Annotated in this window: 19 protein-coding genes and 2 tRNA genes; 19 read left to right on the top strand and 2 right to left on the bottom strand. The window is 39.3% G+C overall.

All coding sequences use genetic code 11. The features are described 5' to 3' along the window. Positions 1 to 3: 3 nt before the first annotated feature. Positions 4 to 2,115 carry an LOG family protein gene (locus tag P4L16_08320; GenBank protein MDR3625122.1) on the bottom strand — a complete coding sequence of 704 codons (2,112 nt, stop codon included), beginning with the start codon at positions 2,113 to 2,115 and terminating at the stop codon, positions 4 to 6. Between the two features lie 406 nt (positions 2,116 to 2,521). Between P4L16_08320 and P4L16_08315 the strand changes: the two genes are divergently transcribed. The 7 genes from P4L16_08315 (at position 2,522) to P4L16_08285 (ending at position 10,789) form a co-directional block, all read left to right on the top strand. Then, positions 2,522 to 3,424 carry an MYG1 family protein gene (locus P4L16_08315; GenBank protein ID MDR3625121.1) on the top strand — a complete coding sequence of 301 codons (903 nt, stop codon included), beginning with the start codon at positions 2,522 to 2,524 and terminating at the stop codon, positions 3,422 to 3,424. A 2-nt stretch (positions 3,425 to 3,426) separates the two neighbouring features. Further along, positions 3,427 to 3,762, top strand: a complete 336-nt coding sequence (locus P4L16_08310; GenBank protein MDR3625120.1) for a histidine triad nucleotide-binding protein — start codon at positions 3,427 to 3,429, stop codon at positions 3,760 to 3,762. Beyond that, positions 3,763 to 4,377 (top strand): transglycosylase SLT domain-containing protein, encoded by a 615-nt coding sequence (locus tag P4L16_08305; GenBank protein MDR3625119.1) that lies wholly within the window; start codon positions 3,763 to 3,765, stop codon positions 4,375 to 4,377. Continuing rightward, on the top strand, positions 4,374 to 6,122 hold the full coding sequence (locus P4L16_08300; GenBank protein ID MDR3625118.1) for a HEAT repeat domain-containing protein: 1,749 nt from the start codon (positions 4,374 to 4,376) through the stop codon (positions 6,120 to 6,122). Before P4L16_08305 ends, P4L16_08300 begins: the two co-directional genes overlap by 4 nt. An 86-nt stretch (positions 6,123 to 6,208) precedes the next feature. Continuing rightward, positions 6,209 to 8,461 (top strand): hypothetical protein, encoded by a 2,253-nt coding sequence (locus P4L16_08295; protein ID MDR3625117.1) that lies wholly within the window; start codon positions 6,209 to 6,211, stop codon positions 8,459 to 8,461. Positions 8,462 to 8,518: 57 nt separating this feature from the next. After that, positions 8,519 to 8,995 carry a DUF2760 domain-containing protein gene (locus tag P4L16_08290; GenBank protein ID MDR3625116.1) on the top strand — a complete coding sequence of 159 codons (477 nt, stop codon included), beginning with the start codon at positions 8,519 to 8,521 and terminating at the stop codon, positions 8,993 to 8,995. A gap of 3 nt (positions 8,996 to 8,998) precedes the next feature. Then, the gene (locus P4L16_08285; GenBank protein MDR3625115.1) at positions 8,999 to 10,789 is read left to right on the top strand and encodes an Hsp70 family protein; all 1,791 of its coding nucleotides are present in this window, start codon (positions 8,999 to 9,001) and stop codon (positions 10,787 to 10,789) included. A gap of 29 nt (positions 10,790 to 10,818) precedes the next feature. Here the strand turns inward: P4L16_08285 and P4L16_08280 are convergent, their stop codons facing one another. Further along, entirely contained in the window at positions 10,819 to 11,262 is a 444-nt protein-coding gene (locus P4L16_08280) for a SufE family protein (GenBank protein MDR3625114.1), read from the bottom strand. Between the two features lie 162 nt (positions 11,263 to 11,424). Here P4L16_08280 and infA point away from each other — a divergent pair, with 162 nt between their 5' ends. The 12 genes from infA to rpoC all read left to right on the top strand — a co-directional run bounded on the left by infA (position 11,425) and on the right by rpoC (position 24,569). Next, positions 11,425 to 11,640: a translation initiation factor IF-1 gene (gene infA, locus P4L16_08275; GenBank protein MDR3625113.1), complete on the top strand. Its 216-nt coding sequence runs from the start codon at positions 11,425 to 11,427 to the stop codon at positions 11,638 to 11,640. 92 nt (positions 11,641 to 11,732) lie between these two features. Then, positions 11,733 to 11,804 (top strand) — tRNA-Thr (locus P4L16_08270). Positions 11,805 to 11,852: 48 nt separating this feature from the next. Next, a complete protein-coding gene (tuf, locus tag P4L16_08265) occupies positions 11,853 to 13,037 on the top strand; it encodes an elongation factor Tu (GenBank protein MDR3625112.1) in 1,185 nt (394 codons plus the stop codon). Positions 13,038 to 13,083: 46 nt separating this feature from the next. After that, a tRNA-Trp gene (locus P4L16_08260) sits at positions 13,084 to 13,156 on the top strand. Positions 13,157 to 13,265: 109 nt separating this feature from the next. Further along, positions 13,266 to 13,520: a preprotein translocase subunit SecE gene (secE, locus tag P4L16_08255; GenBank protein MDR3625111.1), complete on the top strand. Its 255-nt coding sequence runs from the start codon at positions 13,266 to 13,268 to the stop codon at positions 13,518 to 13,520. A gap of 13 nt (positions 13,521 to 13,533) precedes the next feature. Further along, positions 13,534 to 14,082: a transcription termination/antitermination protein NusG gene (nusG, locus tag P4L16_08250; protein MDR3625110.1), complete on the top strand. Its 549-nt coding sequence runs from the start codon at positions 13,534 to 13,536 to the stop codon at positions 14,080 to 14,082. A 57-nt stretch (positions 14,083 to 14,139) separates the two neighbouring features. After that, a complete protein-coding gene (gene rplK / locus P4L16_08245; GenBank protein MDR3625109.1) occupies positions 14,140 to 14,571 on the top strand; it encodes a 50S ribosomal protein L11 in 432 nt (143 codons plus the stop codon). Between the two features lie 66 nt (positions 14,572 to 14,637). Continuing rightward, positions 14,638 to 15,336, top strand: a complete 699-nt coding sequence (rplA, locus tag P4L16_08240; GenBank protein ID MDR3625108.1) for a 50S ribosomal protein L1 — start codon at positions 14,638 to 14,640, stop codon at positions 15,334 to 15,336. A 16-nt stretch (positions 15,337 to 15,352) separates the two neighbouring features. Next, a complete protein-coding gene (rplJ, locus tag P4L16_08235; GenBank protein ID MDR3625107.1) occupies positions 15,353 to 15,868 on the top strand; it encodes a 50S ribosomal protein L10 in 516 nt (171 codons plus the stop codon). A gap of 23 nt (positions 15,869 to 15,891) precedes the next feature. Further along, positions 15,892 to 16,305 (top strand): 50S ribosomal protein L7/L12, encoded by a 414-nt coding sequence (gene rplL / locus P4L16_08230; GenBank protein ID MDR3625106.1) that lies wholly within the window; start codon positions 15,892 to 15,894, stop codon positions 16,303 to 16,305. Positions 16,306 to 16,489: 184 nt separating this feature from the next. Continuing rightward, the gene (rpoB, locus tag P4L16_08225) at positions 16,490 to 20,269 is read left to right on the top strand and encodes a DNA-directed RNA polymerase subunit beta (protein ID MDR3625105.1); all 3,780 of its coding nucleotides are present in this window, start codon (positions 16,490 to 16,492) and stop codon (positions 20,267 to 20,269) included. Positions 20,270 to 20,408: 139 nt separating this feature from the next. Beyond that, positions 20,409 to 24,569, top strand: coding sequence for a DNA-directed RNA polymerase subunit beta' (gene rpoC, locus P4L16_08220; GenBank protein MDR3625104.1), 4,161 nt, complete (start codon positions 20,409 to 20,411; stop codon positions 24,567 to 24,569). Positions 24,570 to 24,726: the final 157 nt, after the last annotated feature.

The following is a 24,726-nucleotide window of genomic DNA, read 5'->3' as shown; positions in this document are numbered from 1 at the left end:
AATTCAAGTTGACACAAACCCGTCGGTAAAGATGGGGCCATTTCTTCCTATCAAAAGTTTGCCTGTAAAATAGTCATTGTAAACTTGTAGCGCTTGAGCTCCATCTTTTACACAGTAGAAGCAATTACTGATCCATTCAGAACCCTTAATTGTTCCATTTTCCATATTACATCTGAATTTGGAGGTGATTTTTTGTCTCCAGTACTCTTTTGTTCCGAATAGTAAAATAGGTGTGAGCTCTACTGTCCCTACTTTTCTTCGTACTTCTTCTAATGCATATTCAAAATCTGTTCCGATTCCACCCATGAGAAATATAGGAAAATCTAAGTTAAATTCAGCTTGCCTTTCAACGAGCTTATCAATTCTATAAGTCATTTTGGCTTCGACGTGAGGGTTTTGTTTTTGTTCATTGATGAATTCTCCTGGTTTAAGACTGAAGTCAACTATATTGGCACATGATAAGATATCAAGATTTTTTGCAACGCGATTACCAACCTCCATGGCCCCTGGACCACCTCCTGTGACAAGAGCTAGAGGAGTATCTTTATTTAAAAGAGGGTGATGTAGAGTCTCTTTTAATTTAAGAAGACCTTTAAACATATTGATGAGTTCATTCTCAAAGTTTCCCTCTAGTAGGTTTGACCCATAAACTCCAAAAAACGAAGCTCTTAGAAATAGATCAATTTTGTTCAGAGGCACAAACATTCCAGAATCTTTTTCTGGTTTTTGTACGTATTGAAGGGTTTTTCTTGTAGTTTCGTCAACCCAATAGACGGGCACTGCAAATTTTGAGAGGTCATTGAGCATAGCTCGGTCTTCATGTGAAAAAAAGCTGCCATAGGATAGAGAAGGTCTTTGAAAATAGATGCCTTTGAGACATCTGAGGACCTCATCATTGAATATCATGCTCTTTAGAAGAGGAGTTGGAAAATGCCTAGTTAGTAATACGCCCTGGCTTGTAATAAGACCGTCAACAATTGCCTTTAAAAATGGGTATGAAGGTTGTTGCTGGATAAACTTTTCTACCATTAAAGCTTGTCTAGAGCTGTGGGATATTCCAGGAAAGTCGTGTTTTCTAGGTTCTCTAATGATCCAGTCTTGAGGGGTAAGTGATTGCATTTGGGTGCCTTTTACGATAAAGACTGCAGCTAAGTGAGTTTCAAGAAAGGGTGCTGTTGCAAATGCCTTAAAAAGGCATTTGGAGTCTTCCAAAGAGAGTTGTAATTGATCTCTATCAGAAAAAAAGACATGTTCTCTGTGGGGTTCTAGAGTATAAAATTCAATGGGGATATCATTAATTTCTTTATGACTATCGCCAAATACTTCATAGATATCTCCAGAAGCTTCAGTATCTGGTTGCAAGATATTAGCTGTAGTATGATGGTAACCGTGGGGTAAAAGAGAATCTACAACTTTGCCAAATACAGTGCGTATATGAAGTGGCTGTGTTCGCAATAATAATAAATGATTTTCGCTTACAAGTCTGTTAGCATCGGGGATCCATGTTTGGTGGAGCTTGAGAGCTTCTCGAAGGCGTATATGAGAGTGAAGACTTTTTTCAAGTGTTGGAAGAAAGCCCATGATGGTTTCATCATATTCGACACGTCCTTCTTGTACTGTAAGATAAGCAACTGTGCGTCCGTCCAATTTTTCTAAGACAAGAGAATTGCTGCCTTGCATACCTCCAAGAGAAAGTAGGGGTCTTCCAAAACGATCTGACCTTCCAAACATGCGTGAAAGGTACTCAGGGTTTCTTACACGCCTTCTATCATCGGCTGCAAATAACCTGCCAAGATAAGCGCCAACTTGTAAAAGATTTAAAAAATAGGTGCCAAGTTGTCCTATGCTAGTAAGATTCACAAGTACTTCACAGCAATGGTTTTGAGGATCAAAGGAGTATTCTAAGCCAATGCCATTGACTCCTATTTGCGCTATGCTACTCTTAATGTTAAAAGAAATGAGAGATTTGTCAATTTGATAGCCTACAAAAGCAGGGGATATGTTCTCAATCATTACTAAAGCATGTAGGCATGTTTCAGTAAGATGTGTAAGTTTGGTGATCTTGCCATCGGGAGTAACAAGGTCAAAGTGATTGCTGATAAGGTAGCTTTCCATAATCTTTTTGTTATAAACAAAAGTGTAAAAAAAATTCCACAAAAGTTTGTTTTTTGAAGTTATCAACACAGCAATAGATTTGTAATTGGCTAGAAGTTGGAATTTTGATAGTTAATATTATTATCGAGTACTGTTTCTTAAGCTGCTTAAATTAAACGATATATACGGGTTTTTAGAGAGAATCCGACTGTTTTTAAAAGAAGGATGGCTGTGGAAAAATAACAAATTTTATTTTTTAAAATATGTCATATCAACAAAGAATCCACAAAAAGTGAGCTCTGATGAGGAGTACTTTAGGTAAAAAAGCGTACTAAAAGCATATTTATGTTATTTTCTTTTGCACTTGAGTAATATTCCTAAGGTTATAGAATTAGGGGTTCATCATTTCTGTTGGGGTTTAAGTTTAATGAGTGCAAGTCAAAATTTTAGTGGGGCTCTACCGCGTAGTGTTGGAACTCATGATGGAACTTTTCATGCGGATGAAGTAACAGCATGTGCTCTTCTAACGCTTTTTAAACTTGTAGATGAGGGAAAAATTGTAAGAACAAGGGATTCTAGTAAGCTTGGCTTATGTGAATATGTATGTGATGTAGGTGGTATTTATGATCCTAACAAAAAGCTTTTCGATCATCATCAAGCAGAATATAAAGGTACATATAGTAGTGCTGGAATGATTTTAGAGTACTTGCTAAGAGAAAAGGTTATCAACAAGAAAGAATACTCTTTTTTCAATGAAAGCTTAGTCAAAGGGGTAGATGATTTTGATAATGGTAGAGCTCCAGGTCTTACTGGATATAGTTTTTTTTCACAAATCATTGCAAATTTTGCTCCTATCTCTTATGAAGCAAGTGCAGAAGAGGGGCAGATCGCATTTGATGCAGCATTTCAATTTACATATGGGCATTTAAGAAGGCTTTGGGATCGCTATAAATATAACCAAGATTGTAGAGATACAGTGCAAAATTGTATGAATTGCTCAAAAGAGTGTCTGGTGTTTGATAAAGCAATTCCTTGGCAGGATAGTTTTTTTGAGCTTGATGGAGAGAAACATTCTGCTAAGTTTGTTATTATGCCCTCTGGTACTCATTGGAAATTGCGCGGCATTCCACCTGATTCCGAACACCGCATGAGTGTTCGATTTCCTTTGCCTTTGGAATGGGCAGGGCTTTGCGATAATGATTTGAAGAGAGTGTCTGGTATTCAGGGGGCGATTTTTTGCCATAAGGGACGCTTTATTTCTGTTTGGGAATCAAAAGAAGATGCATTTAAGGCCTTAGAAAAGGTTTTGAAAGCTCAAAAGATGAGTTGATCATGAAAACAATTTTTGAGCGCATTATTGCAGGTGAGATTGATTCGGAAAAGGTTTTTGAAAATGAGCATATACTTGCCATCAAAGATATTTATCCAGTTGCACCCGTTCATATTTTAATTATGCCAAAGAAGCATTTTTCAAGTATTCAAGCAGTTGGAAAAGAGGATTTATGGCTGATTGGTGAAATCATGCGTGCTGTTCAAATTCTTGCTATGCAATTTAAAATAGTTGATAACTATAGAGTATTAACTAATAACGGTCATGAAGCTGGGCAGACCATCTTTCATTTACATTTTCATCTTATTGGTGGAAGATCTTTTGGTACACTTGGTTAAATGAAAAAACGAAATTTTTTTATTTTAGTTTCCTCTATATTTTTAGTTCTAGCTTGCATTAGTTTTTTTGGTTTACGAGAGCATTTTTTCCCCTCTTCTTATCGCTCTTTAGTAATGAATAATGCTCTGCAAGAAAAGATAGATCCTCTTCTTTTAGCTGCTCTGATCTACCGTGAAAGTGGTTTTAAGCAAGCAGCGGTCTCGTCTGCTGGAGCAATTGGTCTTATGCAAATACGGCCTACGACTATAAAGGAGCTTGCTCGGCTTAGAAAGATAACAAAGGATTCATATAACCGAGAAGATCTATTCTCTGCAGAAAAGAATATTCGTTTAGGAACCCTTTACATGAATGTTTTATTAGAAAGACTTTTTTCTATAGAAGAGAGAAAGATAAAAATTGATAGTTGGTATGCAGGAGATCCTACTAGAGTAATCTTAGCAAGTTACAATGCAGGTCCTACAGTTATTTTACAGCAGTGTTTGGATAAATGCTCTACAAAGGAAGAATATGAAAGAATATTGCAGCAAAAAAGGCCTACTACGATAAAGTATGCCAATGATATCTTGATGGTTCAAAAGGTACTTTGGATTACAAATAAGGTCTTGCCTTTATGAGTAATCAAAGATGGTTTATAGTCATGTGTTTCTGTTTTCCTCTATTATTATTTGCAGGAGTGCAGTCAGAAGAAGAGCGTTTATCAAGAAGAGTTTTTGCTTACTTGAAAATTGGGGAATATGATTGCGGTTTAAAGGAAGTTTATCAAGCACTTACCATAAATCCAAACTCACAATTGCTGCAAGAAGCACTGATAAGGCTTCTTGCAAAAAGTGGTAAAGAAAGAGAGTGTTATTTGGCATGGCAAAAATATCAGGCTTCTTTTACATCTCCTGAGCTAAGGAGAGATCTTTTGGAAGAGATGGCTTGGGGAACTTTATATAAAGGAATTTCTTCTCCAACATTGTATGCAAGGTTAATTGCTCTTGTGGGCTCTACAATCACACAAGATGCCTATGCAGTCTCCATCATGAAAAAATGTTTAAAAGATTCTAATTCACTTGTAAGGTGTGTGGCTGTCGAACTTTCATCACATTTAATGGATATGGTATTGCAAAAACAGGTTTTGTTTCTTTTAGAAAAAGACCCTGTATGGCAGGTACGCATGCAGGCAATTGATGCGGTTGGAGAGATGCAACTAAAAGAGGCTGAGGGTATATTAAAAAGGCTTCTTGCAAGTGAAAGTGCGACTGCGGAAGAAAAAGCACGCATTGTGGCTGCCATTGTAGGTATCTGTAAAGATGTTACTGCAAAAGAGGTTATTTATTTTGCAAGAAGTGATCGCTCTGGTTTGCGACTCCTTGCTTGCGCACTTGTTTTAGAATTAAACGATAAGGCCCATTTGGAACATATTGCCTTATTGGTCAATGACTCACATGCAGAAGTGCGCATTGCAGCTCTCAGTGTATTTGGGCTCATGCGTGTATCAGAAGTGGCTTCAAAAAAAGTTGTAGACCTTATCTACCCTTGTACTTTAGATATGGATTACCGAGTTGCAATTACAGCTTGCTGGCTTACTACACTGTTTGATCCACAAAAAGGAATGCAAACTTTTGCTCCTTGGCTATCTCATAAAAATCAAGAAATAAGAAGATTTGCAGCAGCAGCCCTTGGTAATACAGGAAAATATGGTGTTGAGCTTGCATCTAGATTTATGGTTGAAAGTAGAGATCCTTTTGTTCGTGTGCAACTTGCACTCGCATTAATTGGTCAAAGAGTAAGTGTAGAGCGTGCATGTAATGAAGTGTTTTGTTTTTTGAGTGAAAATAGGTCTCTTTTGATGTGGAATACCTCTTTGTCGCCACTATTTCGAGTACTTGCACCAAGTGATGTGAGGCATGAACCTGATATGATCCTTACTCCAGAAGCAATTGATCAAAAAGTGCATCTTGATTTGATACATGTTCTTGCTGTTTTAGAGTATCCAAGAACGATAGAAGTCTTAAAGAGATTTTTAAAGGAAAAAACATTTGGAATTACAGGTGTTGCAGCAACTGTTCTTTTGCAAGAATGTGATAGTGAGTCAGCTTTTTTAGTAAGAGAGTTATTGGGTGATAATGATCCTAAAATTCGTATACAAGCAGCTCTTGTACTTGGGATGTGGATTCATGATAAAGAAGCTGTTACAGTGCTCCAAGAAGCCTATCCTCAAGCAGACCGGGAGTTAAAAATAAAAATATTAGAAGCTATTGGCAATATTGGAGATCCATGCTCTACAGATTTTTTATTGCAAGCAATGCAAGATCCTTTTTTAGTGATACGCATTGTCGCTGCAGCTTCTCTGATACTTTCCCTAAACCATTAGTTTGTTAGAGTAGAAAATGGATTGTGGAATTTGTTGTAATCTTTTAAACTGCGCTCAAAAATGTCTATACACAAATCAATTATATTATGTTTAAGATAGCTGTTATATGTGGAGGTCCTTCTGCAGAGCGTGGAATTTCACTTAATTCTGCTCGTTCTATTCTGGATCACTTAAGCTCTAAAGATGTAAAAATAGTTCCTCTCTATGTGGATTGGAAGGAGCAGTTTTATGTCCTTACAGAGGCGCAACTCTATTCTAACACACCAGCAGATTTTGATTTTAAGCTTTCCAGAACTAGTAAGGCTTTAGATGAATTTTCTTTAAAAAAACTTTTCAGTGAAATAGATCTAGTCTTTCCTGTGATTCATGGATCTTTTGGAGAAGATGGTTCTCTTCAAAAAAAATTAGAAGAATATGATGTTCCATTTGTGGGTTCTTCGAGTGCTTCTTGCTCCAAAATGTATTTTAAAGATAGTTGCCAAGAGATATTAAAGCATGCCGGATTTGCAACGCTCGATTTTTTAGTGCTTCAAAGGGGGAAAGAGGAGAAAATAAGGGAATATGTAAGAGAAAAAGCTTTGGAGCGCTTCATTGTAAAACCAGTAGCTGGTGGTTCATCTGTTGGTGTTGCCTCTTTTTCAGATTCTCAAAAAGCTATTGAGTGGGCACAGAGTCTTTTTGAAAAAGGTTATTTAAAAGTACTTTTAGAGCCATTTTGTAAAGGGCGTGAGTTTACTGTTGTCATCATGCAGCAAGAAAATGGAAGCCCAAAGGCACTAACACCAACAGAAATTTCTATTAGTTATGACAATCATGAAATTTTTGATTTTCGAAAAAAATACCTTCCTACATCTGCGACAATGTATCATACGCCGCCTAGATTTCCAACAGACGTAACAAATGAGATCATGCATAAGGCAGAAGCAATTTTTAATCTATTTGAGATGCGAGATTTTGTTAGGATAGATGGATGGTTGATGGATGATGGAACTTTGCTTTTCACAGATATTAACCCTATTAATGGTTTGGAGCAAAATAGTTTCTTTTTTATACAAGCATCATTTTCTGGAATGACGCATAAAGAGGCTTTACAGCTTATTGTGAAAAATGCATGTGCGAGATATAAGCTTTCCATGAAAAACTCTTTACAAGAGGGCCAGTTAAATAAAAAACCTGTTTTTGTCCTGTTTGGAGGCAAAAATGCTGAGCGCCAGGTTTCTCTTATGAGTGGAACAAATGTTTGGCTAAAACTTTTAAATTCTCAGCACTTTCATGCTGAACCCTATTTTTTAGACTCTACAGGGGATGTATGGAGGGCTCCTTATCATTGTATTTTAAATCATACAGTGGAAGAGGTTTTGCAAAACTGTAGTGCGCTTAATGAGCAGAAATTCTCTCTAAATGATTTTCTTGCGGAAGCTGAGAGCAAGAAGGCTTTTGTTTTTATTGCACTTCATGGAGGAATGGGCGAGGATGGAACGCTTCAGCGTATTTTAGAAGAGCGCAATATTCTTTATAATGGATCGGATGCAGCCACTTCAAAGCTATGTATGGATAAGTATGAGACAGGAAAATGGATTGCTTCTTATGGTCATCCAGATATTGCATCTTTGCCAAAAATAAAGCTGAAAGAGGGGTATGATTGGGATCGGATTGTAAATGAGCTAGGCTCATCTGAGCTTATCATAAAACCTTGCTCAGATGGATGCTCTGCGGGTATTGTCTTGCTAAAGAGTCAAATGGATTTTGAGCGTTATTGTGCATATGTACACACGCACACATCAACGATTCCTGCAGGGACTTTTTCAAATCAAAAAGGATTGATTGAAATGCCTCTGGATCAATTTATGGAATACATTATAGAACCTTATATCGAAACAGATGAGATTTGTATTGAAAATGATGCTCTTTTGCACCGATTAAAAAAGGGATGGGTTGAGCTTACTGTGGGTGTATTAGAAGAAGGGGGGCATTGTAGGGCATTAAATCCAAGTATTACAATTGCAGAGGGTGCAGTTTTAAGTTTGGAAGAGAAGTTCCAAGGAGGCACTGGAATTAATATCACGCCTCCTCCAGAAGAAATTCTTTCTGCAGAAAAAGTGATTAAAGTTAAAAATTTAATCGAGCATGTTGCTAAGGCACTCAAAATTAGAAATTATGCTCGCATCGACATTTTTTTTAATCACCTAACGGAAAAAATGATCGTTATTGAAGTAAATACTCTCCCAGCCCTTACTCCATCGACTGTAATTTACCATCAAGCTTTGGCAGAACAGCCCTCTTTACCACCGACTGCTTTTTTGGAGAAACTCATCCTTTCTAAGTTTCACTCCTCTTGATTTAAATCGTAAAACGTACCATTCTCTTGGTCTGTATAATTTTTAATGTAAAGGTCGATGATGAGACTTAGTTGTGCTATAAAAGCTTTTTTTAGAGAGTTAAAAGCGCCTCAAAAAACAGAAGTTTTGGCAAAAGAAGAGAAGAAATTGGATAATTCTGAGCATTTGCGACTGCTCTATATTTTACAACATTCTTCTCGTATTGTGGATTTTTTAAAAGAAGATATTAGTGGTTATCAGGATGCAGAGGTAGGACTTGCCGTTCGGCAGATTCATGCAGAGTGTGCAAAAACATTGGAAGATCTTATTGTCATTCGCCCTCTCATGGATGCAAAAGAGGGTAGTGCGATGACTGTTCCCAAAGGGTATGATCCAGCTGAAATTAAGGTTACTGGGCGCGTGAAAGGAGAGCCTCCTTATAAAGGAGTACTTAGACATGCTGGTTGGAAGGCTCATAAGTTATCTCTTCCAAGACCAGTTGGAGAGGTAAGAAAGGACATATTGTGCCCTGCAGAAGTAGAGATTGTGAATTAGTTTATGAAGACAACGAATTATATAATAGGCATAGATCTTGGAACTACCAATTGTACGATGGCTTATACAAGTCTTGGAAGGGGTAAACATCCAGAAATTATACAGTTTCCTATCATGCAAATGAGTGCTTTTGGCGTACAAGAAGAGCATTTTTCACTGCCTTCCTTTCTTTATTTTCCTTTGGAAGAGGAAAAAGAAAAACATCTCTTTTTAGATAAAAAAGTTTCTGTTGGGATTTTAGCAAGAGAGCGTGGATCTGAAATTCCTGGAAGGGTAATTTCTTCTGCAAAGTCATGGCTCTGTCATGATGGTGTTCAAAGAAGAGATCCCTTATTGCCGTTAGATGCTGAAGATAATGCAATCAAGATAAGCCCTGTTGAGGCAATTACAGAGCTTTTAAAGCATCTTCAGGAAGTGTGGAATGTAAAATTCCCAGATGATCCTTTTAAAGAGCAAACGATTCTTATCACAGTCCCAGCATCGTTTGATCCGGCAGCAAGACAACTTGTAGAGGAATCTGCAAAGCTTGCAGATTATCCTGAGGTAATTCTTTTAGAAGAACCACAAGCAGCTTTTTACGCATGGCTTTGTAGAGAGAAAGAAGAGTGGAGAAGTAAGCTTGCAGTGGGTGATACGGTTCTTGTGGTAGATATTGGTGGGGGAACAAGCGATTTTAGTCTTATTCGAGCAGAAGATGATAAGGGTGATCTTATTTTGAAAAGGCTTGCTGTTGGCACACATCTTCTTTTGGGAGGTGATAATATGGACCTTTCTCTTGCCTACCTTGCAAAGCAGAAGTTAGAAGCTTCTAATAAGAGTATCGATAGTAGTCAGATGAGTGAGCTTGTACATCGTTGTAGATTTGCAAAAGAAGAGCTCTTAAAGCAAGGGGCTCTGGAAAAGGTTATTGTAGCGGTACAAGGAAGAGGAAGCAAGCTAATTGGAGGAAGCTGTAAAGTAGAGCTTTCAAGGGAAGAGATTTTAAAATATATTGTCGATGGATTTATGCCTCTTGTAGAACCAACAGAGCGCTCTCCTGTAGAGAAAAAACTTGGGATAAGACAGATTGGATTGCCCTACGCTCAAGACGCACGCATCTCTTGTCAGCTTGCTAAGTTTTTATCGATGACAGGTGAAAAAGAGAGCGCAAGCATGGATGAATTCATTTTACCAACAGCCATACTTTTCAATGGGGGTGCGCTAAAGGCAAATGCTTTGCAGGAACGGTTGATAGAATTACTAAATTCTTGGGCAAAAAATTTAAAGAAAAGTCCCATTAAGATATTAGATGGTGTAAATCTTGATTATGCTGTAAGCGTTGGATCTGTTTACTATGGGCTTTCAAGAGAAGGTACTGGTATACGCATTAGGGCAGGAATTAGTAGAAGTTATTTTATCGGTATAGAGAGCGCAGGTCTTGCAATTCCAGGGATTCAGCCTAAAGTAAAGGCACTGTGCGTAGCTTCTTTTGGCATGGAAGAGGGTGATAGTGTCGATATTACAGGTCAGGAATTTACATTGCTTTTAGGAGAATTAGCAAGTTTTCGTTTTTTTAGTCACTCCACGGAGAAGTTCTCTAATGGTTTAGCGCCAACTCCAGGTGTTTTGCTTGCTGAGTGCTTAGATGAGCTAAGAGAGTTACATCCCATTGAAACATTATTAGATAAACAAGGAATAGAAGGCTCGCTTGTGAGAGTTACTTTGAGCTCTAAGGTGACAGAGCTAGGTAGCTTTCAGCTCTGGTGTAGAGCACAAGATGGTCGTAAGTGGAAGCTTGAATTTGATATTAGATGATATACACAAACAAGCTCAAAAATCAATCCTTAAGCTTGTTTGTGTATATAACGCAAGGCTTCTTGTTTCATTTTAAGGTGCAAACTTGCAAGTCCATTAGACCTACTTGGAGATAAGCTAGATGTAATACCAATCTCTTCTAGGTAAGTAGGAGGGCATTTAAGTATGACTTCTGGTTTTTCGCCGCTATATACTTCTGTTAAAAGTACAGCAAGTCCTGCAGAGATGAGAGCATCCGATTCTGTTTCAAAATAGACAAGACCATCTTTTAAATAGCTTCTAAGGTACATTTTGCTTTGGCATCCTTTGACAAGGCTCTCCTCTGTTTTTAAGGATGGATCGAGTTTGGCTTGATTTTTTCCAAGATCCATTATCAAATTATATTTTTCTTCAGGAGTTTCAAGATGGAAAAACTTTTTTTTAATTCCATCCTGTTTTTTTAAGCAAGATTCATACATGAGTTGTAGGTTCATTTTTGGTAATCGGTAGAGATTATGCAAGCTTTTACAGCAAGAAGTCAATAGTTATGCAAATTTTACGAAAAATGTTGACATTAACAGAGGCATTCTGTTTTATTGGTACAATTAAAATTGCGCTGATAATCTGTAAAAATAATTCTGAGTTTCCTTTGATCTATGGCTAAAGAAGATACAATAAAAATTGATGGTACTGTTAAAGAGCTACTTCCCAACATGACTTTTCGCGTATTATTGCAAAATGGCTTGGAAGTTTATGCCCATTTATGTGGGAAAATGCGAATGAGAAATATTCGTGTTTCTGTTGGAGATGGTGTCACTGTTGAGATGTCTCCTTACGACCTGACAAAGGCCAGGATTACTTACCGAAAATAACTAATAATTACATAGATGAAGAATCTTTATTGATTTTTTTTCCCTGTCTTTAGTAGAATCGGTCCCTTTGATGAGTAATTTGAAAGTAATATGCCCAGATAGCTCAGGGGTAGAGCACTTGCATGGTAAGCAAAAGGTCGTAGGTTCAATTCCTATTCTGGGCAGAAGCTTACGTTAATAAACTGTAGATTGATCCTAATGGAGGATGCATAATGGCAAAAGAAGCGTTTAAGAGGAACAAACCTCACGTAAATATTGGAACGATTGGGCACGTAGACCACGGTAAAACCACTCTTACTGCTGCAATTACTAAAGTTCTTGCTGAAGAGACCGGTTCGAAGTATAGAGATTATGCCTCGATTGACAACACACCAGAAGAAAAAGCTCGTGGTATCACGATCAACTCAACACACGTAGAATACGAAACAGCTGCTCGCCACTATGCGCACGTAGACTGTCCAGGACACGCCGACTATGTTAAAAACATGATTACAGGTGCTGCACAAATGGATGGTGCGATTCTTGTAGTGGCTGCAACGGATGGTGCGATGCCTCAAACAAAAGAACACATCTTGCTTGCTCACCAAGTAGGTGTTCCTGCTATCGTTGTATTCCTCAACAAAGTAGATATGGTTAGTGAAGAAGATCAAGAGCTTATTGAACTTGTTGAAATGGAACTTACAGAGCTGTTAGAAGCCAAAGGTTACAAAAACGCTCCAATTATCAGAGGATCTGCTCTTAAAGCTCTAGAAGGTGACCCAAAATACGTAGAGTCCATTAAGTTGTTAATGAAAACAGTTGATGAGCAAATCCCAACACCAACAAGAGAAATTGACAAGCCTTTCCTTATGCCAATCGAAGACGTGTTCTCCATTTCTGGAAGAGGAACCGTTGCAACAGGTCGTTGTGAAAAAGGTGTCATTAAGATTAACGATAAATTGCAATTAGTAGGACTTCGTCCAACAAAAGAAACTGTTGCAACAGGCATAGAGATGTTCAATAAACTATTGGACGAAGCTCGTGCTGGTGATAATGTTGGTATCCTTCTTCGCGGTGTTAACAAAGATGATATCGAAAGAGGAATGGTTCTTGCGGCACCTGGTACATGTACGCCTCATACGAAGTTTAAAGGTACAGTTTATGTGCTGACCCAACAAGAGGGTGGCCGTCATAAGCCGTTCTTTAGTGGATATCGTCCACAATTCTATTTCCGCACAACGGATGTAACTGGAACAGTTACTCTTCCAGAGGGCGTAGAAATGGTGATGCCAGGCGATAACGTTGAGCTTATTGGCGAACTGATTAGCCCAATTGCTATGGAAGAAGGTATGCGCTTTGCTATCCGTGAGGGTGGTCGCACTATCGGTGCTGGAACCGTTACTAAGATCTTGCAATAAAGTAAATGTTGGAACCCATAAATTTTTATGGGTTCCGGTGCATATTGGGTGTGTAGCTCAGCTGGTAGAGCAGCGATCTCCAAAGTCGCCGGTCGGGGGTTCAAATCCCTCCGCACTCGAAAAGTTTTTTGCATTTCTTTTTTGCGCTTTTTTGCGCCTTTTTTGCGTTAATTGATAACTTTTAATGTAGAGTTTTAAGACAGAGATTTTAGCGAATCAGGGATTGTGATGAATATGGAAGTAAAGAATACGGCTTCAGCCAAGCCCGCACAAATAGATGGCAAAAAAGTCATTCACTTTTTTGGTGATGTTAAAAAAGAGTTTAAGAATATTGATTGGACTCATAAGGACGAACTTACTGTTTATACAAAGGTTGTAGTAGGTGCTACATTTTTGTTTGGAATGTTTATTTATCTAATTGATCTGGTCATTCAAGGCAGTTTGTCGGGAATGGGACTTTTTATGAAGCTCTTTGGGGGTTAAAGGTTTAATCGTAATGAACAATTGGTATGTAGTACAAGTTTTATCGACACAAGAGAAGAAAGTTAAGAAATCTCTAGAAGACTTTAGAAATAACAGTGGAATGAGTGAGTTTATTGAGCAGGTTCTAGTACCTACAGAAAATGTTTCTGAGGTTAAAAAAGGCCAGCAAAAGATCACTGAAAAAAGAATATGGCCAGGTTATTTGCTTATAAAAATGACGCTCAACGATGATTCTTGGATGTATGTTAAGAACACTCCTGGAGTAATTGATTTTCTTGGTGGAGAGGCTCCTACAGCTTTGTCTGAAGAAGAAGTTCAAAGCATTTTGAGAGATCTAGACGATAAGAAAAAACGTGTAGTGCAAAAACATAAGTTTGAAATTGGCGATAGAGTAAAGATTAATGATGGTGTTTTTGTTAATTTTGTTGGAACAGTAACTGAAGTTTTCCATGATAAGGGAAGATTAAGTGTGCTTGTAACCATATTTGGTAGAGAAACACGAGTAGACGATTTGGAATTCTGGCAAGTTGAAGAAGTTGCAGAAGACTCAGATTTGGGCTAGTTGTCATAAAGAAAGTATCGCAAAGAAGATAAAGTATAAAATATAAGGAAGTGGGTGATCATGGCAAAAAAAATCGTAAAGATCATCAAATTGCAAATACCTGCCGGAAAAGCAAACCCGGCGCCACCAATTGGACCTGCGCTTGGTTCTGCTGGTGTAAATATTATGGCGTTTTGTAAAGAGTTTAATGCTAAGACTCAAGATAAGGCGGGTGATGTATTGCCTGTTGTTATAGAGGTTTTTTCCGATAAGACGTTTGCATTTATTACAAAACAGCCGCCAGTTACGGGTTTAATAAAGAAAGAAGCGGGTGTTACATCCGGATCAAAGGTTCCCAACCGTGACAAAGTTGGAAAGTTGACTTTAAGTCAAGTAGAGGCCATTGCCTTGAAGAAGTCTGTTGACATGAATGCTCGTAGCAAAGAAGCCGCGATGCAGATGGTAATGGGTTCTGCAAGATCTATGGGCATCGATATTGTCGGAAAATAGTAAACAAGTAAATCAAGTTTAAGGTCTTTCTTGAGGTCTTAAACATGCAAATTACAGTGAGAATTAATGGGTCGTAAAAGTAAACGAATTCGGGAGATAGCCTCTAAAATAGACTTACAAAAAGCCTATACATTAGACGACGCTATCGATATTTTAAAAAATTGTCCACCAGTCAAATTTGATCAGACTGTGGAAATTTCCCTGAAAATGGGTGTTGACCCGCGCAAGTCCGATCAGCAAGTAAGAGCGACTGTGTCCTTACCGAATGGCACAGGAAAAACTTTGAGAGTCCTTGTTTTTGCAAGAGGTGACAAAGTTCAAGAGGCCCTTGCAGCTGGCGCAGACTATGCGGGAAATGACGATCTTCTCAACCAGATTGCAGGAGGTTGGACAGACTTTGATGCTGTTATTGCAACGCCTGACATGATGAGAGAAGTTGGTAAATTGGGTAAAGTACTTGGGCCAAGAGGTTTGATGCCGACTCCCAAAGCTGGTACAGTAACAACAGATGTTGCCAAGGCGATTAAAGAGCTTCAGGCAGGAAAGGTAGAATTTAAACTAGACAGACACGCAGTAATTAGCAATGCTGTTGGTAAGATATCTTTTGAAAGAATGCATCTAGTTGAGAATATCAGAGCTTTGCTAATGGCAATATTGCGTGCAAAACCAGCTGGTGCTAAGGGACAATACCTACAGTCAATGTATGTATCTTCTACTATGGGACCTGGTTTGAGAATCGCTGCTACTGAATTACCTGTAACATAAAAGGAGTGATGAGATTATGAGAGCAGAAAAACAACTCCTTTTAGATGAGATTAAAGGCAAAATAAATAAGTCAAATTCTTTTATTTTGACAAAGTATACAAGTCTTAAGGCTAATTCATCTTGTAGCTTCCGCAATGAACTTGCAAAAGTTGGTGCTGAACTAGAAGTTGTGCGTAAGCGAGTTTTTGTAAAAGCTGCAGGATCTCTTGGGATTTTACTTGATGTAAAAGACCTTGAGGGACATATTGGCGTCATTTTCAGCGAAAGTGATCCGATTGAAGCTACAAAAGTTGCTATGCAATATGGTCAGAGTAATGAGAAAGCAATTCAAGTTATTGGCGCGCGCTTAGATGGTAGACTCTACCATGCGGCTGATGTAGAAAAGCTTTCTAAACTACCGGGTAAAGATGAGATGAGAGCTGAGCTCCTTGGACTTTTCGAAGCTCCAATGGCACAGACTCTGGCAGTTATGGAGGCTTTGTTGAGCAGTGTGATTTATTGTTTGGATAATAAAAGCCAGCAAAGCTCTTAAGACAAAAAAAGTTCATTATCAAAATATCTTGCAAATTTAAAGAGGTAAATGTGGAAAAACAAGCACTTGTTGAAGCACTTAGTAAGTTAACAGTACTAGAAATGTCCGAGCTAAAAGTAGCTTTGGAAGAAAAATGGGGCGTAAAAGCAGCGGCAGCAGCAGTTGCAGTTGCAGCAGCTCCTGCACAAGGTGCAGCAGCACCAGCAGCTGCGGAAGCAACTGAATTTGAAGCAAGTCTGGAAGAATGTCCTGCTGATAAAAAAATTGGCGCAATTAAGGTGATCCGTGAATTGACAGGTCTTGGCTTAAAAGAAGCGAAAGATCTTGTTGAGGGAGCTCCAAAAGTTGTTAAGACAGGAGTTGCAAAGGCAGAAGCAGAAGATATTGTTAAGAAATTAGTTGCGGCTGGCGCAAAAGCAACGATGAAGGGTTTATAATCATTTAAGGTTGCAACTTATGGTTAACTTTTATTTTAGCACAGATTGTTTCTGTTAAAAATTAAGCTAGCCATAACTTAAGTCTTGGGTACCAGTAGGGCGTTCAGTAAAATGGATAGGCACTACTAGTACCCTTTGTTAATATCAATCTATTCAAACCAGCCGTCATAGGGGACCTTTCGTCATGCTTAAAAGACCACCTCAAAGGGTCGGATTCATCGAAAAGGAAGAGATCATTGATCTACCTAATTTGATAGAAGTCCAAATCAAATCGTATAATCAGTTTCTGCAGGCAGACAGGTTTGCGGATGAACGTGAAAATTTAGGTCTGCAAGAAGTCTTTACTGAAGTTTTTCCTATAAAGTCTTACGATGAAAAAACTGTACTAGAATTTTTGTCCTATAATTTAGGCGTTCCGAAATATACACCTGAAGAATGTATACGTCGTGGGATTACCTACAATGTTACTCTCAAAGTGAAGTTTCGCTTGACTGATGAGACCGGAATTAAAGAAGAAGAAGTGTACATGGGTACGCTACCTGTTATGACAGAAAAAGGTACTTTTGTCATTAATGGTGCTGAGCGTGTTGTTGTTTCGCAATTGCACAGATCTCCTGGTATTTCTTTTGAACAAGAACGACATGCAAAAGGGATTACGCTTTATTCTTTCCGCATGATTCCCTACAGAGGAAGTTGGTTAGAAGCTTCTTTTGATATTAATGACCTTGTTTACATCTATATAGATCGTAAAAAACGGCGCAGAAAAATATTAGCGACTACATTTATTAGGACCTTGGGATATTCAACAGATGCTGATATTATCGAAGAGTTCTTTAGTACTTGCAAGATTAAGTTTAAATCTGAAAAAGACTTTGTGAAGCTTGTTGGAAAGATCCTAGCAGAAGATGTTATTGATGAAGAAAGTAATGTAATCTTTGGAAAAGCTGGAGAAAAGCTTACAACTGCAATGTTAAAGCGAATGATGGATGCAGGTATCGGTGTTGTGCGTATTGCTGAAGATGCTGATGAGACCAGTCCTATCATTAAGATGCTTGCTAAGGATACAACAGATTCCTATGAGTCTGCATTAAAAGATTTTTATAGAAAAATTCGTCCAGGTGAACCTGCAACGATTGCAAATGCCAGATCTGCAATTATGCGGCTTTTCTTTGATCCTAAACGTTACAATTTAGGTCGTGTGGGACGTTATAAGTTGAATCGAAAGCTCGATTTTGATGTGAATGAGGAAGAGCTTAAGATTGTTACATTGAAAAAAGAAGATGTGATTGGTGCATTAAAGTATTTAGTTCGTCTAAAGAAGGGCGATGAAAATGCCAACATTGATGACATCGATCATCTTGCCAACAGACGAGTTAGATCTGTGGGTGAACTTATCCAAAATCAGTGCAGAGTTGGTCTTGCGCGTATGGAAAGAATTATTAGAGAACGTATGAATCTCTTTGATTTCTCTTCTGATACGCTTACTCCAGGAAAGATTGTTAGTGCAAAAGGGCTTGCTGGGGTCTTAAAGGACTTTTTTGGAAGATCACAATTATCGCAATTTATGGATCAAAATAATCCTGTTGCAGAACTTACGCATAAAAGGCGTCTATCTTCTCTAGGACCAGGTGGTCTAAACCGAGACAGAGCAGGTTTTGAAGTACGTGACGTTCATACAAGTCACTATGGGCGTATTTGTCCTATTGAAACACCAGAAGGTCCAAACATTGGTTTGATCACTTCATTGTCTGCTTTTGCAAAGATTAATGAGTTTGGTTTTATTGAAACACCTTATCGTATTGTAAAAGAAGGGGTAGTTACAGATGAGATCGAATACATGACAGCGGATCTTGAAGAGCGTTGTGTTGTAGCTCAAGCATCAGCACCACTTGACAAGTACAATATGTTTGCAGAGCCCTCGGTGCTGGTCCACTATAAAGGTGAGTTTATTGATGTAGATAGTGCTCGTGTGACTCACATGGATGTATCTCCAAAACAACTTGTTTCTATTGTTACGGGCTTAATACCCTTTTTAGAGCATGATGATGCCAACAGAGCTTTGATGGGATCGAATATGCAGCGTCAGGCAGTTCCTTTGTTAAAAACGGATTCTCCGGTTGTAGGTACAGGCTTGGAAGCAAGGGCTGCTAGGGATTCTGGAGCTGTGGTTATTGCACAGGAAGATGGAGTTGTTGAGTATGTCGATGGTTTTAAAATTGTCATATCTCCAAAAGTAAATCCTGTCGATAAGAAGACTTATCATTTGAAGAAGTTTTTACGCTCAAACTCTGGAACATGCATTAATCAACAACCACTTTGCTTTGTTGGGGATGAGGTTCAAGCAGGGGATGTGATTGCAGATGGACCTGCAACAGATAGAGGCGAGATCGCTCTTGGAAAAAATGCTCTTGTAGCTTTTATGCCATGGTGTGGTTACAACTATGAGGATGCGATCCTTATATCTGAAAAGTTGCTTCGTGAAGATTACTATACCTCTATCTATATCGAAGAGTTCGAGCTTACTGCTCGTGATACTAAGCTTGGTAAGGAAGAGATCACAAGAGATATTCCTAATGTTTCCGAAGAAGCGCTTGCAAATTTGGGAGAAGACGGAATTATCCGTATTGGTGCTGAAGTTAAACCAGGGGATATCCTAGTTGGCAAGATTACACCAAAATCAGAAACGGAGCTTGCGCCTGAAGAGAGACTTTTAAGAGCCATTTTTGGTGAAAAAGCTGCAGATGTCAAGGATGCATCGCTTACAGTCCCTCCTGGAACTGAAGGGGTCGTTATGGATGTCAAAGTCTTTAGTAGAAGAGATCGCCTTTCTAAAACGGATGATGAACTTGTTGAAGAAGCGAGCCGTTTAAAAGATATGCAAAAAGAGTACAGAGCGCGTCTTTTCGAATTGCAAATTGAAAGACATGAACGCTTGGGAGCTCTTTTGTTAGATGAGGCTGCACCTGGAGCAATCGTTCAGAGGAAAACTGCCGAAGTGCTAGTTCCTGAGGCTGTACTCATTACACAAGAGTATATAGAAACGATCGAATTGCAAAATGCAGAAGATTTAATTATGCCAGAAAATGAAGTGTATATGGCACTTCGTAAAATTCTTCTGGACTACGAAGTTGCAGTACAAACCCTTGAACAGCAGCAGAAAACTGAAGTTGAGTTTATGCGTAAAGGTGATACAGACTTAGATCCTGGAATTATTAGACAGGTAAAAGTGTATATTGCTTCTAAGCGTAAGCTACAAGTGGGTGATAAGATGGCTGGACGTCACGGTAACAAAGGGGTTGTTTCCAAGATTGTTCCTGAAGCTGACATGCCATTCTTGGGTACTGGTCAATCTGTTGAGATTATATTGAATCCTTTGGGTGTGCCTTCTCGTATGAACATGGGACAACTGCTTGAAACGCACCTTGGTTATGCAGCTAAAAAGGCTGGTATCTATGTTAAGAGTCCAGTTTTTGAGGGCTTCCCAGAAGATAAAATTTGGGAGATGATGGCAGAACAAGGTTTGCCAGTAGATGGCAAGAGCTATCTTTACGATGGACGAAATGGTGAGCGTTTCGATAACAAGGTTGTAGTTGGCTATATCTATATGCTCAAACTTAGTCACTTGGTTGCCGATAAGATTCACGCACGTTCTATCGGTCCTTATTCTCTTGTTACGCAACAACCCCTTGGCGGTAAAGCTCAGATGGGTGGTCAGCGTTTTGGAGAGATGGAGGTGTGGGCACTTGAAGCTTATGGAGCTGCACACCTGTTACAGGAGATGTTGACTGTTAAGTCAGATGATGTTGCTGGTCGTACTTGGATCTATGAGTCGATTGTTAAAGGAGAAAACTCTTTGAAGGCCGGTATTCCTGCCTCGTTTAATGTACTTGTAAAAGAAATGCAGGGGCTTGGCTTGGATGTTCGTTTGAAGAGCGTTCAAGAGGAAAAGACTGTTTCATTGTAATTAGGAGAAGAAAATGGTAGGGACGTTCGACGATCACCATGATGTCCAACATAAAAAGTCTGGTAGCAAAAAAGCATCGTTAGATGCTGGTGCTGAGGACAGATTTGAAAAGCGAAGAGGTTCACATCACAACCATCATATGGGTCCTGATGATGAATTGCAGGAAGCTCAATTTGATATGTTAACGATATCCATTGCTTCTGATTCTGTAATTCGTGATCAGTGGTCAAGGGGTGAAATTAAGAAACCAGAAACGATCAACTATCGTACATTCAAGCCAGAAAAGGGCGGCCTTTTTTGTGAAAAAATCTTTGGTCCGACTAAGGATTGGGAATGCGCTTGCGGTAAGTACAAGAAGATCAAGCACAAGGGCATAGTCTGTGATAGATGCGGTGTTGAAGTTACTCTTTCTAAAGTAAGAAGAGAGCGCATGGCCCACATTGAGCTTGCAGTGCCTGTCGTGCATATCTGGTTCTTTAAGACGATGCCATCGAGGATTGGAAATATTCTGGGCATGTCTTCTGCAGATCTTGAGAGAGTGATTTACTACGAAGAGTATATTGTTGTTGATCCTAAGCATACAGAACTTGAGAAAAAGCAGTTGCTTAACGATGTTCAGTATCGAGAAGCCCAAGAAAAATGGGGACGTGATGCTTTCGTTGCAAAGATGGGTGGTGAGGCAATTCATGATCTTTTGCAAAGAGAAGATCTTCAAGCTCTTCTTTTTGAGCTGAAAGATAAGTTGCGCAAAACAAAATCGATGCAAGCAAGGATGAAGCTTGCAAAGCGTTTAAAAATCGTTGAGAGCCTTGTTTCTTCTCCAAATAAGCCCGAGTGGATGGTCATGGACCAAGTTCCTGTGATTCCACCTGATTTAAGACCACTTGTTCCCCTAGATGGCGGAAGGTTTGCAACATCTGACTTGAACGACCTATACAGACGCGTCATCAACCGCAATAATCGTCTTAAGGCTATTTTGAAGCTTAAGACGCCTGATGTGATTGTTCGCAATGAAAAGAGAATGTTACAAGAGGCTGTGGATGCCTTGTTTGACAATGGAAGACATGGCCATCCTGTGATGGGTGCTGGCAATCGTCCTCTAAAATCATTGTCAGAGATGCTAAAAGGTAAGCAAGGGCGTTTCCGCCAGAACTTGCTTGGAAAGCGCGTTGACTATTCTGGCCGTTCTGTGATTATCGTAGGTCCTGAGCTTAAGTTCAATCAGTTTGGTCTACCAAAAGAGATGGCTTTAGAGCTATTTGAGCCCTTTATTGTAAAGCGTTTAAAAGACTTAAATTATGTCTATACAATTCGCTCTGCAAAGAAGATGATTCAAAGAAAGGCTCCAGAGGTTTGGGATGTTCTTGAAGACGTTATTAAGGGTCACCCAGTGCTGTTAAACAGGGCACCTACGCTTCATAGACTGGGTATTCAAGCGTTTGAGCCTGTACTTATTGAAGGTAAAGCACTTCGTATCCATCCTCTCGTATGTACGGCTTTTAATGCGGACTTTGACGGAGACCAAATGGCAGTTCACGTGCCACTCTCTGTAGAAGCCCAGTTGGAAGCAAAATTATTGATGATGGCGCCTGACAACATTTTCTTACCATCATCTGGTAAACCTGTTGCGGTTCCCTCACAAGATATGACACTTGGTCTTTATTATCTTATGCTTGACCCTCTCTACCTACCAGAAGAGCATGGTCTAAAAACTAAGGTTTTTAGAGATACAGAAGAGGTTTTATTAGCGCTGTCTGCAGCAGGAGGCTTTTTAGAAACGGCGCCTTTGAAAAAGGGCCTATATTCTAGAGTAGAAGACCTTGGAAGGGGTTTACATATCCATGAAAAGATAAAGTTGCGCTTGGAAAATGGTATCATTGAAACTACTCCAGGAAGAGTTGTGTTTAACACAATTGTTCCAAAAGAACTTGGTTTTCAAAATTACAGCCTTCCTAAAAAACGCATGAGTCAACTTGTACTCGAATGCTACAAAAAAGTAGGTCTTGAGGCAACAGTGCGTTTCTTGGATAACTTAAAGAATTTAGGTTTTGCAGAAGCTACAAAAGCAGCTCTTTCTATGGGTATTTGCGATGTGCGCATACCGCCTACTAAGGTAGCAGTTTTAGAAGCGGCTCATAAGAAAGTTGCTATTGTTAAAAAGCAATATGAAGATGGTATTATTACAGATGGTGAGCGTCACTCTAAGACGATTAGCATTTGGACAGAAGTTTCTGATGTATTATCAGAAGAATTGTTTAAATTAATATCAGGTGTTGAGGATTGCAAGCTTAATCCATTGTTCTTAATGATGGACTCTGGTGCAAGGGGTAACAAATCTCAGATTAAGCAGCTTGGTGCGCTTCGTGGTTTGATGGCAAATCCATCGGGAGAAATTATTGAGTCACCTATTACCTCTAATTTTAGAGAGGGATTGACAGTACTTGAATACTTTATTTCTTCTCACGGTGCTCGTAAGGGTCTTGCCGATACAGCTCTTAAAACAGCTGACTCTGGTTACCTTACAAGAAGACTTGTGGATGTAGCTCAAGATGTGATTATCATGGAAGAGGACTGCGGTACTCTCAATGGTATTGAAGTCTCTGCGATTAAGCAAGGTCAAGAAGAGCTTCTTCCTCTCAAAGATAGAATTTTTGGAAGAACACTTTGTGACGACATTTATTTGCCAGGTGATAAGACAAAATTGCTTGCAAAGAGTGGGGATACATTGACGGTGATTCAAGCAGAGGCTGTTGATGACTCTGGTATTGAGCTTGTCAAAATTCGCTCAGTTCTTACTTGTGAAAGTAAGAGAGGTGTCTGTGCTAAATGTTACGGCTTGAATCTTGCAAATGGAAGAAATGTAGGGCTTGGAGAGGCTGTTGGTATTATTGGTGCACAGTCAATTGGTGAGCCAGGAACTCAGCTTACAATGCGTACATTCCACTTGGGTGGTATTGCATCTGCAGGACTATCTCCAGAGCTTATCACAGAAGAAGCGGGTGTCTTAATCTATACAGATTTGCGCACCGTTGAAAATGAAGAGGGGCACTGGTTAGTTCTCAATAAAAATGGTCTTTTACATATTGTAAAAGATGAACAGAGAACGTTAGAAGAGTATAAGAAGCTTCTAAGAACTAAGTCCATAGAGCCTTTACAGACGTTTTCTGCAGAACTGGGCACTAAGATTTTATTGCCAGATGGCTCTCATGTTAAAGTGGGAACAAAAGTTGCTGAGTGTGAGCAACATAATATTCCGATCATTTGCGATAGACCAGGTTATGTTAAATATGAAGACTTAGTAGAGGGTATCTCAACAGAAAGAGATGTTAACAAGCAAACAGGACAAGTTGAGTTAGTTGTAAAGCAACATAGAGGGGAACTTCATCCTCAGATTGTAATTTACGCTGATAAAGACTGCACTGAACTTGTTGGAACTTATGCGATCCCATCAAGTGCGATCATTTCTGTATCTGAGGGACAACATGTGTCAGCAGGGCGCTTACTTGCAAGACTGCCACGTGGTGCAATCAAAACAAAAGACATCACTGGAGGCCTTCCTCGTGTTGCTGAGCTTTTTGAAGCACGTAAGCCAAAAGATGCAGCAGAGATTGCTAAAATTGATGGTGTTATTGATTTCAGAGGTGTTCAGAAAAACAAACGTATTGTAGTTGTCGTCGACGAAGTGTCTGGTATGGAAGAGGAACATCATATTACTAAGCACTTGATTGTTCAAAGGGGCGATCACGTAATAAAAGGACAACAGCTTACAGATGGCCTTGTTGTGCCACATGAAATACTTGATATTTGCGGTGTAAGAGAACTTCAAAAGTACTTAGTAAACCAAGTGCAAGAAGTGTATCGTCTTCAAGGTGTGGACATCAATGATAAGCACATTGAAATTATTGTGCGTCAGATGCTGCAAAAAGTGCGTGTTCTTGACCCAGGTGATACAACTCTGCTCTTTGGTGAAGAGGTGACTAAGAAAGAATTTTACGAAGAAAATCGTAAGGTCATTGAGGAGGGCGGTAAGCCTGCGCAAGCAGCTCCTGTGCTTCTTGGTATTACGAAAGCTTCTTTGGCAACAGAGTCATTCATGTCAGCAGCTTCCTTCCAAGATACAACACGCGTCCTTACAGACGCTGCTTGTGGTGGTAAGAAAGACCTTCGAAGAGGTCATAAGGAGAGCATTATTATGGGACAAATCATTCCAAGTGGTACAGGCTTTGAGCGCTACCGCGAAGTTCGCAAACTTAGCGAGCTTGACCTGGATGATGAACTCCTTTTTGACTTCACGGCTTAAAGTATTCGCCCCCTAGGGAGAATGCCACCTAGGGCGATGCCCTAGGCTATTATAACGCAGGGTTTCACCCTGCAAATCATATCGTTCCTAGGGCGATGCCCTAGGCTATTATAACGCAGGGTTTCACCCTGCAAATCATATCGTTCCTAGGGCGATG

The sequence above is a fragment of the Chlamydiales bacterium genome (assembly GCA_031292375.1).
Classification (GTDB): domain Bacteria; phylum Chlamydiota; class Chlamydiia; order Chlamydiales; family VFKH01; genus JARLHF01.
This window is presented reverse-complemented; position numbering and strand designations above follow the sequence as displayed.

What these genes read in the sequence shown, in the direction of transcription:
- P4L16_08290 (MDR3625116.1), top strand. Translation starts at nt 8,519, where the DNA reads ATGATGAGACTTAGTTGTGCTATAAAAGCTTTTTTTAGAGAGTTAAAA.
- rplA (MDR3625108.1), top strand. Translation starts at nt 14,638, where the DNA reads ATGGGTCGTAAAAGTAAACGAATTCGGGAGATAGCCTCTAAAATAGAC.
- secE (MDR3625111.1), top strand. Translation starts at nt 13,266, where the DNA reads ATGAATATGGAAGTAAAGAATACGGCTTCAGCCAAGCCCGCACAAATA.
- P4L16_08305 (MDR3625119.1), top strand. Translation starts at nt 3,763, where the DNA reads ATGAAAAAACGAAATTTTTTTATTTTAGTTTCCTCTATATTTTTAGTT.
- P4L16_08320 (MDR3625122.1), bottom strand. Translation starts at nt 2,115, where the DNA reads ATGGAAAGCTACCTTATCAGCAATCACTTTGACCTTGTTACTCCCGAT.
- rpoC (MDR3625104.1), top strand. Translation starts at nt 20,409, where the DNA reads ATGGGTCCTGATGATGAATTGCAGGAAGCTCAATTTGATATGTTAACG.
- P4L16_08315 (MDR3625121.1), top strand. Translation starts at nt 2,522, where the DNA reads ATGAGTGCAAGTCAAAATTTTAGTGGGGCTCTACCGCGTAGTGTTGGA.
- P4L16_08295 (MDR3625117.1), top strand. Translation starts at nt 6,209, where the DNA reads ATGTTTAAGATAGCTGTTATATGTGGAGGTCCTTCTGCAGAGCGTGGA.
- rpoB (MDR3625105.1), top strand. Translation starts at nt 16,490, where the DNA reads ATGCTTAAAAGACCACCTCAAAGGGTCGGATTCATCGAAAAGGAAGAG.
- infA (MDR3625113.1), top strand. Translation starts at nt 11,425, where the DNA reads ATGGCTAAAGAAGATACAATAAAAATTGATGGTACTGTTAAAGAGCTA.
- nusG (MDR3625110.1), top strand. Translation starts at nt 13,534, where the DNA reads ATGAACAATTGGTATGTAGTACAAGTTTTATCGACACAAGAGAAGAAA.
- rplJ (MDR3625107.1), top strand. Translation starts at nt 15,353, where the DNA reads ATGAGAGCAGAAAAACAACTCCTTTTAGATGAGATTAAAGGCAAAATA.
- P4L16_08300 (MDR3625118.1), top strand. Translation starts at nt 4,374, where the DNA reads ATGAGTAATCAAAGATGGTTTATAGTCATGTGTTTCTGTTTTCCTCTA.
- P4L16_08280 (MDR3625114.1), bottom strand. Translation starts at nt 11,262, where the DNA reads ATGAACCTACAACTCATGTATGAATCTTGCTTAAAAAAACAGGATGGA.
- P4L16_08285 (MDR3625115.1), top strand. Translation starts at nt 8,999, where the DNA reads ATGAAGACAACGAATTATATAATAGGCATAGATCTTGGAACTACCAAT.
- tuf (MDR3625112.1), top strand. Translation starts at nt 11,853, where the DNA reads ATGGCAAAAGAAGCGTTTAAGAGGAACAAACCTCACGTAAATATTGGA.
- P4L16_08310 (MDR3625120.1), top strand. Translation starts at nt 3,427, where the DNA reads ATGAAAACAATTTTTGAGCGCATTATTGCAGGTGAGATTGATTCGGAA.